Origin of the sequence: Mesorhizobium sp. M7A.F.Ca.MR.176.00.0.0 (genome assembly GCF_004023165.1) — a bacterium.
Lineage (GTDB): Bacteria > Pseudomonadota > Alphaproteobacteria > Rhizobiales > Rhizobiaceae > Mesorhizobium.
On record NZ_RZTC01000056.1, the window covers coordinates 28,350 to 41,470 of the forward strand.

Sequence of the window (13,121 nt, forward strand, 5' to 3'; positions counted from 1 at the left end):
TTATTCCGCCGCCTGCTTGAAGCCGCTCTTGGCCAGCGCCGAGCATTCCGCCATCACGGCCGATGCCCGCGCGATCGGGTTGGTCAGGTAGAAATCCGTCACCGGCGAGGTGAAGGTGCCCTTGTTCAGCCGCCCGCCGAGCTTCGCCACCCCGGCGATGTCCTCGGCATTGCCGGCCGCGACCTGATCGATACGGGCCAGATGCGGGTATTCGCCATAGAGCTTGGCGCGCAGCTGCGGCAGCGAATCGAACGGCAGTTTCTTGCCCAGCACATCCGACAGCGCCCGCAGGATCGCCCAGTCCTCGCGCGCCTCGCCCGGCGCGAAGCCGGCGCGGTTGGTCTGCTGCACGCGGCCTTCGGTGTTGACGTAGGTGGCCGACTTTTCCGTGTAGGCGGCCGCCGGCAGGATGACATTGGCGCGGTGCGCGCCCTGGTCGCCATGCGTGCCGATATAGACGACGAAGGCGCCGCCGGTCTTGGCCATGTCGATCTCGTCGGCGCCGAGCAGGAACAGGAGCTCCATTTCGCCCAGCATGCCGGCAACGTTTCTGCCGCCCTCGCCCGGCACGAAGCCGAGGTCGAGGCCGCCGACACGTCCGGCCGCGTTGTGCAGCACGGCAAAGCCGTTCCAGTCAGCGCGGGCAGCGTTTACGGCGGCGGCGAGCTTGGCCGCCTGTCCGAGCACGGCCGCGCCATCGGCACGCGCCAGCGCGCCCTGGCCAACGATAATCAGAGGGCGTGTCGCCTTCTTCAGCGTCTGGAAGAACTTGCCGTTGCCGTCGGCCAAATCCTTCAGCGAATCCGGTCCGGCGCTCAGCTGTTCGTAGTCGTAGCGGGTATCGCCGACATCGCCGATGACGGCGACCGGCAGGTTGCCGATCCGCCAGCGCTTGCGGATCCGGGCGTTGAGCACCGAAGCTTCATAGCGCGGGTTGGCGCCGATGATCAGCACCGCGTCGGCCTGTTCGATGCCTTCGATGGTCGGGTTGAAGATGTAGCTTGCACGGCCGAGCGCCGGGTCGAGTGCGGCGCCGTCCTGGCGGCAATCGGTATTCTTCGAGCCGAGCGAAGCCATCAGCAGCTTGAGCGCATAGGTTTCCTCGACGGCGGCGAGATCGCCCGCGATAGCGCCGATCTTTTCGGGCGCGGTCTTCGACACCGCGTCCTTGACCGCGGCGAAGGCCTCGGCCCAGCTGGCGGCAACCAGCCTGCCGTCCTTGCGCACATAGGGGCGGTCGAGACGCTGCGTGCGCAGGCCGTCCCAGATAAATCGGGTCTTGTCGGAGATCCACTCCTCGTTCACCGCCTCGTTGACGCGCGGCAGGATGCGCATCACTTCGCGGCCCCGGCTATCGACACGGATCGCCGAGCCGACCGCATCCATCACATCGATGGATTCGGTCTTGGTCAGCTCCCACGGCCGCGCCTGGAAGGCGAATGGCTTCGAGGTCAGCGCGCCGACCGGGCAAAGGTCGATGACATTGCCCTGCAGCTCCGACGTCATCGCCTGTTCGAGATAGGTGGTGATCTCGGCATCCTCGCCGCGGCCGATCAGGCCCAGTTCGGAAATGCCGGCGACTTCGGTGGTGAAGCGGACGCAGCGCGTGCAGTGGATGCAGCGGTTCATCACCGTCTTGACCAGCGGTCCGATGTATTTGTCTTCGACCGCGCGCTTGTTCTCGTGATAGCGCGAGGAATCGACGCCGAACGCCATCGCCTGGTCCTGCAGGTCGCATTCGCCGCCCTGGTCGCAGATCGGGCAATCCAGCGGATGATTGATCAGCAGGAACTCCATCACGCCTTCCCTGGCCTTCTTGACCATCGGCGTGTTGGTGAAGATTTCCGGCGCCTCGCCATTCGGGCCGGGACGCAGGTCGCGCACGTTCATGGCGCAGGATGCCTGCGGCTTGGGCGGCCCGCCCTTCACCTCGATCAGGCACATGCGGCAATTGCCGGCGATCGAGAGCCGCTCATGGAAGCAGAAGCGCGGCACTTCCGCGCCAGCGTCTTCCGCCGCCTGCAGCAGCGTGTAGTGGTCGGGTACAGTGATCTCTTTCCCGTCGACCTTGAGCTTTGCCATTCGCCTCAAACCCCTGCGGAGTTCCCGCAATCTCTTTTTCCGGACGCGGTCGAGACCACGTCGGGCACTTCATTCACTTCTTGACGGCGAGCGCCGCCGCTTGGGTTTTCCAATCGTCGCGGCCGATGCGGCCGCCGAGCGACAGATAATCCTCGACCCAGGCAACCTCTTGCGGCGTCCATGCCGCGATCTGGGCATAGGTCCAGATACCGAGGCCGTTGAGAACCTTTTCCAGCTTCGGCCCGATGCCCGAGATGGCCTTGAGATCTGCCGGAATGGCCGGCTTCTCCATGGCGTTCGGCTGCCTGAAATCCTCGGGCATCAGCGCATCGCGGGCGCCCGGAGCCGCATTTGCGGCCGGCACGGCAGTGGCGGCTTCCTTGGCGGCAATATCGGTGACCTCCCGGGCGAAGGACTGCGCCTCCGCGATCATGGTTTTCGCCGTCGCCCGCGCCTTGGTGGAGGAAGGACTTGGATCTTCGAACTGCGCGACGCGCGCCTCGAAATCATCGACGATCGGCTGCAGCAGCCGCTGCGAGGCTTCTGCCGCGCCTGAAAGCGCGCCCAGCCAGACGCCGAAAGCATGATTGGCGAGCCCGAGGCCAAGCGCCGACATCGCCGCCGCACCCGCCACAGGATGCACGAAAAGGTTGACGGCGCTGGCCATCTCCTTCGGCATCATCCTGGTCAAGTCCTGGTTCATCTTCTCGATCTGGTCCAAATTGGGCATCAGCGGGTTCGAATACGGCGCCATAGAGTTCTCCTGGTCGTTTCTTCGTTCGCCCCGCCCTTCGCTGCGGACTTCCGCCCGCGTAAACATTCTTCTATTCCGCCGCCACCATCACAGGCTCGGCCCGGTGCGCATTGCGCGAAAACTCGTCGATGCGCCGCTCCACTTCGCCGCGGAAATGCCGCATCAGTCCCTGGATCGGCCATGCCGCCGCGTCGCCAAGCGCGCAGATCGTATGGCCCTCGATCTGCTTGGTGACGTCGAGCAGCATATCGATCTCGCGCTTCTGCGCCTCGCCGCGCACCAGCCGTTCCATCACCCGCCACATCCAGCCGGTGCCTTCGCGGCATGGCGTGCACTGGCCGCAGCTCTCGTGCTTGTAGAAATAGGAAAGCCGCGCGATCGCCTTCACGACATCGGTCGACTTGTCCATGACGATGACAGCCGCGGTTCCAAGGCCGGATTTGAGGTCGCGCAGCGCGTCGAAATCCATCGGCGTGTCGATGATCTGCTCGGCCGGTACCAGCGGCACAGAGGCGCCGCCCGGTATGACCGCCAAAAGATTGTCCCAGCCGCCGCGAATGCCGCCGCAATGCGTCTCGATGAGCTCGCGGAACGGAATCGACATCGCCTCTTCGACCGTGCACGGATTGTTGACGTGGCCGGAGATGCAAAACAGCTTGGTGCCGACATTGTTGGGCCGGCCGAAGGACGAGAACCAGGCCGCACCGCGGCGCAGGATGGTCGGCGCGACCGCGATCGATTCGACATTGTTGACCGTGGTCGGGCAGCCATAGAGGCCGACATTGGCCGGGAATGGCGGCTTCAGCCGCGGCTGGCCCTTCTTGCCTTCGAGGCTTTCGAGGAGTGCAGTCTCCTCGCCGCAGATATAGGCGCCGGCGCCGTGGTGCATGTAGATGTCGAAATCATAGCCGGAGGTGTTGTTCTTGCCGATCAGCTTGGCCTCATAGGCTTCCTCGATCGCGCGCTGCAGCGCCTCGCGCTCGCGGATGAACTCGCCGCGCACATAGATGTAGGCGGCAATCGCGCCCATGGCGAAACCGGCAAGCAGCGCGCCCTCGACCAGCGTGTGCGGGTCGTTGCGCAGGATGTCGCGGTCCTTGCAGGTGCCGGGCTCGGATTCGTCGGCATTGATGACGAGATAGCTCGGCCGGCCATCGCTCTGCTTGGGCATGAATGACCATTTGAGGCCCGTCGGGAAGCCGGCGCCGCCGCGGCCGCGCAGGCCCGACGCCTTCATCTCGTTGACGATCCACTCGCGGCCCTTGGCAACGATGCCGGGCGTGTTGTCCCAGGCGCCGCGCGCCATCGCGCCGGCCAACGACTTGTCAAACAGGCCGTAGATATTGGTGAAGATGCGGTCTTTGTCCTGAAGCATTTTTCGTCCCTCAGACCGGCTTCTTGCCGAAGACGCGGATGTATTCGGCGACGCCACCCTTGGCGAGCGCCTTGGCCTGCTTGACCCAGTCGTCGCGATCGATGCGGCCCTGGAAAGAGAGATAGCCATCCACCCACTCGCGTTCGGCCTTCTTCCACGACGCGACCTGCGCGAAGGTGAAAATGCCGAGCGTATGCAGGATGCCCTCGATCTTGGGGCCGACGCCGGAGATCAGCTTCAGGTCGTCGACCTGTGCCGGTTTATCGATGCCGGCTGGACGGTTTTTGTCCCCGAGCGACGGTTTGGCCGTCTTGGCGGCCGGTACCTTGACCTCCGGCGCCTTGAAGGCGGATGCCGGCTCGGCCTTGATTATCGGGCCGCTGCGCTGCTTGGAAACCTGCTCGACCTTGGAGTCCGCCTTGTTGGCGTTGGCGGCCGAATGCAGCGGCGCGGCAACGCTCGCCGCCTTTTCAACCGCCGGCGCGACCTTGGTTTTTGAAGGCGTCTTCAATGCCGGGCTGGTTTCAGGGGTGTCGGTCTTCGGCTTGCTGGTGTTGGACGGTGCGACAGGGGCCGCGGCCGGCCCCGGCACAGGCGCCGCGATGATCGCGTCGGGCGCCGCCCTGGCGGCCTTGGCGGCCTCCCTGGCCTCCCTTTCGCGGGTCGACTTGAGGATCGCCTTTTCGCTCGTCAGCGTGGTGAGGCCGGAGGCCGGCTCGGAGCCGGTGCGGCCGTTCTGCGGCCCCGGTTCCACCGAAGCACCCTTGCCGGCGTCATAGAGATCGATGATTTCAGCCAGGCGTTCCGGCGTCAGATCCTCGAACGTGTCCTTGAAGATCATGACCATCGGCGCGTTGACGCAGGCGCCAAGGCATTCGACCTCTTCCCAGGACAAGGTGCCCTTGTCGTTGGCGTGGAACTGGTCGTGATGGATTTTGGAGCGGCAGACATCCATAAGCGCTTCCGAACCGCGCAGCATGCAGGGCGTGGTGCCGCAGACCTGGATATGCGCACGCGTGCCGACCGGATTCAACTGGTACTGCGTGTAGAAGGTCGCGACTTCGAGCCCGCGGATACGCGGCATGCCGAGCATGTCGGAAATCGTCTCGATGGCCGCCTTCGTCACCCAGCCTTCCTGCTCCTGCGCTATCATCAGCAAGGGAATGATGGCCGACTGCTCACGGCCCTTCGGGTACTTCTTGATCCATTGCTTCGCCGCAGCCGCGTTCGCCCGGTTGAAGGCGAAGGATGCTGGCTGGACGCTGGCTTCTGCGAGACGGCGGACTGACATTTAGCGATCGACCTCACCAAACACGATGTCGAGGGAGCCGAGAACGGCGGTGACGTCGGCCAGCATGTGGCCGCGGCAGAGGAAATCCATCGCCTGCAGATGCGCGAAACCCGGCGCGCGCAGCTTGCAGCGGTAGGGCTTGTTGGAGCCGTCGGAAACCAGATAGACGCCGAATTCGCCCTTCGGCGCCTCGACCGCGGCGTAAACCTCGCCGGCCGGCACGCGATAACCCTCGGTGTAGAGCTTGAAGTGATGGATCAGCGCTTCCATCGAGCGCTTCATCGCCTGGCGCTTGGGCGGCACCACCTTGCCGTCGAGGTTCGACACCGGCCCGGTGCTTTCCTTGCCGAGCAGGAGATCGACGCACTGGCGCATGATCTTCGCAGACTGGCGCATTTCTTCCATGCGCACGAGGTACCGGTCGAAGCAGTCGCCGTTCTTGCCGATCGGAATGTCGAAATCCATTTCCGAATAGCATTCATAGGGTTGCGACTTGCGCAGGTCCCAGGGAGCACCCGAACCGCGCACCATCACGCCCGAAAAACCCCAGGCCCAGGCATCGGCCAGCGAGACGATGCCGATGTCGACATTGCGCTGCTTGAAGATGCGGTTGCCGGTCAGCAGCTGATCGAGGTCGTCGATCGACTTCAGGAACGGGTCGATCCACTTGCCGATGTCCTCGACCAGTTTCTGCGGCAGGTCCTGGTGGACGCCGCCGGGACGGAAATAGGCGGCATGCATGCGCGAACCGGAGGCGCGCTCATAGAACACCATCAGCTTTTCGCGCTCGACGAAGCCCCATAGCGGCGGCGTCAGCGCGCCGACGTCCATCGCCTGCGTCGTCACATTGAGGATGTGCGACATGATGCGGCCGATTTCGCAGTAGAGAACGCGGATCAGCTGGCCGCGCTTCGGCACTTCGATGCCGAGCAGGCGCTCGGCGGCGAGCGCGAAGGCGTGCTCCTGGTTCATCGGCGCGCAATAGTCGAGCCGGTCGAGATAGGGAATCGCCTGCAGGTAGGTTTTGGCCTCGATCAGCTTTTCGGTGCCGCGATGCAAGAGCCCGATATGCGGATCGACGCGATCGACGACTTCGCCGTCCAGCTCCAGCACAAGGCGCAAAACGCCGTGCGCCGCAGGGTGTTGCGGGCCGAAATTGATGTTGAAGTTGCGGACCGAGGTTTCAGCCATTTACTGCTTTGCCTTCTCGTCACCCGGCAGCACGTAATCCGTACCTTCCCACGGGGACAAAAAATCGAAATTGCGGAATTCCTGCTTGAGCTCGACCGGCTCGTAGATAACGCGCTTGGCTTCATCGTCGTAGCGCACCTCGACGAAGCCGGTCAGCGGGAAATCCTTGCGCAGCGGGTGGCCTTCGAAACCGTAATCGGTCAACAGGCGGCGCAAGTCGGGATGGCCCGAAAACAGCACGCCGTAGAGATCGTAGGTCTCGCGCTCGAACCAGTCGGCGCCGGGAAAGACGCCGGTGATCGACGGCACCATCGTCTCTTCGTCGGCCTGCACCTTGACGCGGATGCGCACATTCTGCTTCGGCGACAACAGATGGTAGACGACGTCGAAGCGCTTGGCCCGCGACGGATAGTCGGCGCCACAGACGTCGATGATCGAGATGAACTGGCAGCGCGCATCGTCGCGCAGGAACGTCATCACCTCGACCAGATCGCGCGGCTCGACATGGATGGTAAGTTCGCCATAGGCGATATCAGCCTCGTTCACGCGGCCGATCAGCTTCTCGCCGAGATAGTTCGACAGTTCGCTCAGGGATGCGGTCATGATTTACCGTTCGATCGTGCCGGTGCGGCGGATCTTCTTCTGCAGGAGAAGAATGCCGTAGAGCAGCGCTTCGGCGCTCGGCGGGCAGCCGGGCACATAGATATCGACGGGCACGATGCGGTCGCAGCCGCGCACCACCGAATAGGAGTAGTGGTAGTAGCCGCCGCCATTGGCGCAGGAGCCCATCGAGATGACGTAGCGCGGTTCCGGCATCTGGTCGTAGACCTTGCGCAGCGCCGGCGCCATCTTGTTGGTCAGCGTGCCGGCGACGATCATGATGTCGGACTGGCGCGGGGACGCGCGCGGCGCGACGCCGAACCGCTCCGAATCATAGCGCGGCATCGAGGTGTGGATCATCTCGACCGCGCAGCAAGCGAGGCCGAACGTCATGAACATCAGCGACCCGCTGCGCGCCCAGGTGATGAGCGCCTCGGTCGAAGTGACCAAAAAGCCCTTGTCGGCCAACTCGTTGTTGATCTCGAGGAAGAAGGGATCGTCCTCCCCCACCGGCCTGCCGGTGTTGGGATCGATAATACCCTTGGGCTTCGGCGCGACGAGGGTGCCTGAACTGTCGTTCAATCCCATTCCAGCGCTCCTTTTTTCCATTCATAGGCAAAGCCGATGGTCAGCACCGCCAAAAACACCATCATCGACCAGAAACCGAGCATGCCGATCTTCGAAAACGACACCGCCCACGGAAACAGGAAGGCCACTTCCAGGTCGAAGATGATGAACAGGATCGACACCAGGTAGAAACGGATGTCGAACTTCATGCGGGCGTCGTCGAACGAGTTGAAACCGCACTCATAGGCGGAAAGCTTTTCGGGATCGGGATTGCGGTAGGCCACCAGGAAGGGCGCGGCCAGCAGCGCCAGGCCGACAACCAGCGCCACGCCTATGAACAGGACGATGGGCAGGTATGAGCTCAAGAGTGCGTTCATGCTCGGCTTTCCGTTGGCGCCAATCCAGTTTGATTACAGCACCGGACCCTAATGCGGAAGCGTGACAGTTTAACCGCTGAACCGTTTTAAGGGCCTATGCTGCAACGCGGCGAGGGTTAGCGCAGCACTTCCAGCGAAGCAAGTCAAACCTTGTTCAAAACACCGACCTGGATGGCATATCGCGGCAAACTGGTCCGATCCGCTCCTGTTTGATTTCCTTCGCTTTTTACTCCACTTTTCTCTCCTGACATGGATGCCGCCAAAACCCTGCTAGCGTGGGTTGGAATCAGCCATTCGACCCTCGGTCAAAACACTTCAAAGTGATGCCTGCATGAAGGAAAAGATCTCGCTCCCCACGGCCCGTCGCATCGCGCTTGCCGCCCAGGGGTTTCTCGATCCCCGCCCGACCGGCACGCCCGACCGCCGGCATTTTGCCCGCACCCTCTCCCGCACCGGCCTGCTGCAGATCGATTCCGTCAGCGCGGTGGTGCGCGCTCATTATATGCCGCTCTATTCGCGCCTTGGTCCCTACCCGTTCTCGCTGCTCGACAACGCGGCCGTGACGCGTAAGCGCACGGTTTTCGAATACTGGGCGCACGAGGCTTCCTTCCTGCCGGTGGAGACGTACCCGCTGATGCGCTGGCGCATGCAGCGCGCCGAGCGCGGCGATGAGATGTATCTGGGCCTCGCCAAATGGGGCCGCGAACACGCCGCCTATATCGAGGAGATCTACCGCCAGGTCGCCGAGCGCGGCCCGATCGCCGCTTCCGCGCTGGAAGGCCGGAAAGGCTCGGGCGGCTGGTGGGGCTGGAGCCACGCCAAGCACGCCTTCGAATGGCTGTTCTGGGCCGGCCGCATCACCACGGCGCACCGTCGCGGTTTCGAGCGCTTCTATGATCTGCCCGAGCGCGTGTTGCCGCAGGCGATCCTCGACCTCCCGGTGCCGACGCCTGAGGACGCGCACCGCGAATTGCTGCGCATTTCCGCCCGCGCCCACGGCGTGGCGACATCAGGCGACCTGCGCGACTATTTCCGCCTGTCGCCGGCCGACATGAAAGGCCGGCTGGAGGAACTGGTTGAAACGGGCGAATTGCTGCCGGTGCGTGTCGAAGGCTGGGATAAGCCGGCCTATCTTCACCGGGACGCCCGCCTGCCGCGCAAAGTCGAGGCCCGCGCCCTGCTGGCGCCGTTCGATCCGGTAGTCTTCGAACGCTCGCGCACGGAGCGGCTGTTCGATTTCCACTACCGCATCGAGATCTACACGCCGGCCGACAAGCGGCAATACGGTTATTATGTCCTGCCCTTCCTGCTCGGCGACCGGATCGTGGCGCGCGTCGACCTGAAGGCCGATCGCCCGGCCAGCATACTGCGCGTCCATGCGGCCTATGCGGAGGCTGGCGCGCCGCCTGAAACCGCTGCAGAACTGTTCGAGGAATTGAAGCAGATGCAGGGCTGGCTTGGCCTTGAGCGCATGGAAGTGACCCCGGCCGGCGATTTGGGCCCGGCGCTGGCCGACATCGCCATGTCGTAAGCTCGCGTTGACACCGCCGCTCGCAAAAGCCTAAATCCGGTTCAGATGGTCTCTTGCCCGCAACGGCAAGAGCTAAGAGGGAATGCGGTGCGGGGCAAAATCCCAAATCCGCGGCTGTCCCCGCAACTGTAAGCGAAGAGCCAAGGCCGAAAGCCACTGGGAGTTCCCGGGAAGGCGGCTACCCAAGGCGATGACCCGCGAGCCAGGAGACCTGCCGTCTGCGACTTTAGAATCCGATCGCCCGGCGGGTTTCCGGGCAAGGAGCCCGATCTTTGGACCACGACAGCAGTTTTTCGGCTGGCACAGCTGATATTTCGTCCGGCCATGATGATGCCTTGGCCGGCGTCACCATCATCGTCTGCGCCTCCTGCCGCAATGAGACCGGCTCCGACGCCCATCCCCGCGCCGGCGAATTGCTGGCGGACGACACGCGCCGCGCCGCATCCGGCGACGACATCCGCATCCGCAGCGTCGAATGCCTCGGCAATTGCAAGCGGCGCCTCAGCGCCGCCATCCTGCGCGACGGCTGCTGGAGCTATGTCTTTGGCGACCTGACCGAGACCAGCGGCGCCGACCTCGTCACGGGCGCCAAGCTTTTCGCCACCTCGACCGACGGTCTCATTCCCTGGCGTGGCCGCCCCGATAGCCTGAAGCGCGGCCTCGTTGCCCGCATCCCTCCCCTCGACATGCTGAAGGACTGACCATGACTGCCCCAGATTCGTCTGCGAACCTCTCCCGCGTTCCCTGCACCGTCGTCACCGGCTTCCTCGGCGCCGGCAAGACGACGCTGGTCCGCCATCTCCTGGAAAACGCTGGCGGCAAGCGCATTGCCATCATCGTGAACGAATTCGGCGACATCGGCATCGACGGCGAGATTTTGAAGGGCTGCGGCATCGACACCTGTCCGGAGGAAAACATCGTCGAACTGGCCAATGGCTGCATCTGCTGCACCGTCGCCGACGATTTCGTCCCGGCGCTCGACAAGATCCTCGCGCTGACGCCGAGGGTCGACCACATCCTGATCGAGACTTCGGGCCTGGCGCTGCCCAAGCCGCTGGTCCAGGCCTTTCAATGGCCGAGCGTGAAGAGCCGCGTCACAGTCGACGGCGTCATCGCCGTGGTCGACGGGCCGGCATTGGCCGAAGGCCGCGTCGCCAGCGACATGGATGCTCTGCAGGCACAGCGCGCCGGGGACGAGACGCTCGACCACGACGACCCGGTGGAAGAACTGTTCGAGGACCAGATCGCCTGCGCCGACCTGATCATCCTGTCGAAGAGCGACCTGATGGACGCCGCCGGCACCGCCCGCGCCAATACCATCATTGGCGAACACTCCGCCCGCGCGGTGAAGATCGTGCCGACATCGCATGGCAAGGTCGATCCCTCGGTGCTGCTCGGGCTCGGTCTGGCCGTCGAGGACGACATCCAGAACCGCAAGTCCCATCATGACGGCGCGTTCGACCACGAGCATGACGACTTCGACACCTTCATCGTCGACATTGCCTCGATCGCCAATCCGGACGAGCTGGCAAAGCGCGTCGCCACCGTCGCAGAAGAAGAGAACGTGCTGCGCGTAAAAGGCTTCGTCGAAGTCGGCGGCAAGCCGATGCGGCTCTTGCTGCAGGCCGTCGGGCCGCGCGTCAATCATTACTATGACCGCGCCTGGACCGCGCAGGACGACCGCCGCTCGCGTCTCGTCGTCATCGGCCTGAAAGGGCTGAACCGCCCGGCGATCGAGCGTATACTCGCCGGCTGATTTCGGACACGGGTCGCGATGCACATCCTCACCACGACATCCGCCTCGCTCGACGACCTCGCCGAGCCGGTCGATCTGCGGCAGACGCCGGCGGATATCGTGGCGCTGTCCTTCACCGACAGCGACCTCGCCGGACTGGCGGCAGCCTGGAAGGCCGATGCCGGCCGCCTGCCCTCGATGCGGCTGGCCGCACTTCGTGACCTGCGCCATCCCATGTCCGTCGACCTCTGGATCGACAGCGTCGCCCGCCACGCCAAGATCATCCTCGTGCGCATCCTCGGCGGCTACGACTGGTGGCGCTACGGCTGCGACCAGCTCGCCTCGACCGCCCGCGAACGCGGCATAAAACTGGCGCTGCTGCCCGGCGAAATGCCGCGACGAGGATTTGCGCCTGATCGAAGCCTCGACGCTGCCGCGCGAAGAGTTGGACGGCCTGCTCGACTATTTCCGCGAGGGCGGCCCGGCGAATATGAGCGCGCTGGTGCGGAGATTGGCGCGGCTGGCGGGGTCGGATGCGCCTTTCGTCGAACCGGTCGCCGTGCCCAAAGCTGGCTACTACGAACCCGGACGTGGCGTCGTCCCCCTCCCCCTCGGAGGGGAGGGTCCGGCCGCAGGCCGGGGGTGGGGTCCTCTCCGAAGCGCGCCGACTCAAAGAAACGCCGCGTCCAGTCGCACCGACCCCACCCGGCCCTGCGGGCCATCCTCCCCTCGAGGGGGAGGGAAGGGTCGTACCTATCCTGTTCTACCGCTCGATGCTGCTGGCCGCCGATGTCGCGCCAATCGACGCACTTTTTGAAGCTCTGCGACAGCGCGGCATCAACCCAGTCCCCATCTTCGTCTCCAGCCTCAAGGACCCGGCATCCCTGGCGTTCGTGGAAACAGCACTCGCCTCACTGAAACCCGCCGCCATCATCACCGCTACCGCTTTCGCGTCCGGTGCCGAACCCGGCAATGAGACCTTGTTCGACCGCGCCGGCGTGCCGGTCTTCCAGGTCATCGTCGCCACCACCCGCCGCGACGTCTGGGAGACCAACCAGCGCGGCCTGGCGCCCGCCGACCTTGCCATGCATGTCGTGCTGCCCGAGCTCGACGGCCGCATCCTGGCTGGCGCCATTTCCTTCAAGGGCGAGAGCGAGATCGATCCAGCACTTGGCCACCGCGCTTTCGCCAACCGGCCGGAACCGGATCGCGTGGCGCAAGTGGCTGACCGCGTCGCGGCCTTCATCCGCCTGCAGGAGACAGCCCGCGCCGAGCGCAAGCTGGCGATCCTGATGCCGGATTATCCCAGCGCCCCCGGCCGCACCGGCTATGCCGTCGGCCTCGACGTGCCGTCCAGCGTGCTGGCGATGCTGCATGACCTGAGGGGACAGGGCTATGATGTTGAGGGGATACCGGAGACGCCGCGGGAACTGCTGGGTATGTTGGAAACGGGCGAGCATGGGCTGGCCTTGCAGGATTACATGGCCTTCTCGAACGAATTGCCGACTGCGGCAATTGTTGCGATCGAAGCCGCTTGGGGGAAGGTGGAAGATGAGACGGGTCTGCGCGAGGCGCCCCCCTCTGTCCTGCCGGACATCTCCCCCTCAAGGGGGGAGAT

The 13,121-nt window shown here is 64.4% G+C and carries 11 protein-coding genes, 1 pseudogene and 1 riboswitch; of the genes and pseudogenes, 4 read left to right on the forward strand and 8 right to left on the reverse strand.

Annotation, left to right across the window (positions count from 1 at the left end):
• The 8 genes from nuoG to EOB59_RS19375 form a co-directional block, all read right to left on the reverse strand.
• Nucleotides 1-2,082 (reverse strand): NADH-quinone oxidoreductase subunit NuoG, encoded by a 2,082-nt coding sequence (nuoG, locus tag EOB59_RS19340; RefSeq protein ID WP_128289025.1) that lies wholly within the window; start codon nt 2,080-2,082, stop codon nt 1-3.
• A 73-nt stretch (nt 2,083-2,155) separates the two neighbouring features.
• Nucleotides 2,156-2,836 (reverse strand): NADH-ubiquinone dehydrogenase, encoded by a 681-nt coding sequence (locus EOB59_RS19345; protein ID WP_128289026.1) that lies wholly within the window; start codon nt 2,834-2,836, stop codon nt 2,156-2,158.
• Nucleotides 2,837-2,906: 70 nt separating this feature from the next.
• On the reverse strand, nt 2,907-4,211 hold the full coding sequence (nuoF, locus tag EOB59_RS19350; protein WP_127268495.1) for an NADH-quinone oxidoreductase subunit NuoF: 1,305 nt from the start codon (nt 4,209-4,211) through the stop codon (nt 2,907-2,909).
• Between the two features lie 10 nt (nt 4,212-4,221).
• Nucleotides 4,222-5,502 (reverse strand): NADH-quinone oxidoreductase subunit E, encoded by a 1,281-nt coding sequence (locus EOB59_RS19355; protein WP_128289027.1) that lies wholly within the window; start codon nt 5,500-5,502, stop codon nt 4,222-4,224.
• Nucleotides 5,503-6,693 (reverse strand): NADH-quinone oxidoreductase subunit D, encoded by a 1,191-nt coding sequence (locus EOB59_RS19360; protein ID WP_023812387.1) that lies wholly within the window; start codon nt 6,691-6,693, stop codon nt 5,503-5,505.
• Nucleotides 6,694-7,296: an NADH-quinone oxidoreductase subunit C gene (locus EOB59_RS19365; protein ID WP_127268493.1), complete on the reverse strand. Its 603-nt coding sequence runs from the start codon at nt 7,294-7,296 to the stop codon at nt 6,694-6,696. It abuts the gene before it with no gap.
• 3 nt (nt 7,297-7,299) lie between these two features.
• Entirely contained in the window at nt 7,300-7,881 is a 582-nt protein-coding gene (locus EOB59_RS19370; RefSeq protein WP_013531090.1) for an NADH-quinone oxidoreductase subunit B, read from the reverse strand.
• Nucleotides 7,872-8,237: an NADH-quinone oxidoreductase subunit A gene (locus EOB59_RS19375; protein WP_010910112.1), complete on the reverse strand. Its 366-nt coding sequence runs from the start codon at nt 8,235-8,237 to the stop codon at nt 7,872-7,874. The genes EOB59_RS19370 and EOB59_RS19375 overlap by 10 nt, the downstream gene beginning before the upstream one ends.
• 331 nt (nt 8,238-8,568) lie before the next feature.
• Here EOB59_RS19375 and EOB59_RS19380 point away from each other — a divergent pair, with 331 nt between their 5' ends.
• The 4 genes and pseudogenes from EOB59_RS19380 to EOB59_RS36450 all read left to right on the forward strand — a co-directional run.
• Entirely contained in the window at nt 8,569-9,768 is a 1,200-nt protein-coding gene (locus EOB59_RS19380) for a winged helix-turn-helix domain-containing protein (protein ID WP_128289028.1), read from the forward strand.
• A 29-nt stretch (nt 9,769-9,797) separates the two neighbouring features.
• A riboswitch (cobalamin riboswitch) is annotated at nt 9,798-10,002 on the forward strand.
• A 38-nt stretch (nt 10,003-10,040) separates the two neighbouring features.
• Nucleotides 10,041-10,469 (forward strand): DUF1636 family protein, encoded by a 429-nt coding sequence (locus EOB59_RS19385; protein WP_128289029.1) that lies wholly within the window; start codon nt 10,041-10,043, stop codon nt 10,467-10,469.
• 2 nt (nt 10,470-10,471) lie between these two features.
• Nucleotides 10,472-11,524, forward strand: a complete 1,053-nt coding sequence (gene cobW, locus EOB59_RS19390) for a cobalamin biosynthesis protein CobW (RefSeq protein WP_128289030.1) — start codon at nt 10,472-10,474, stop codon at nt 11,522-11,524.
• An 18-nt stretch (nt 11,525-11,542) separates the two neighbouring features.
• Nucleotides 11,543-13,121: pseudogene (locus EOB59_RS36450) on the forward strand (cobaltochelatase subunit CobN); the annotation flags it as partial.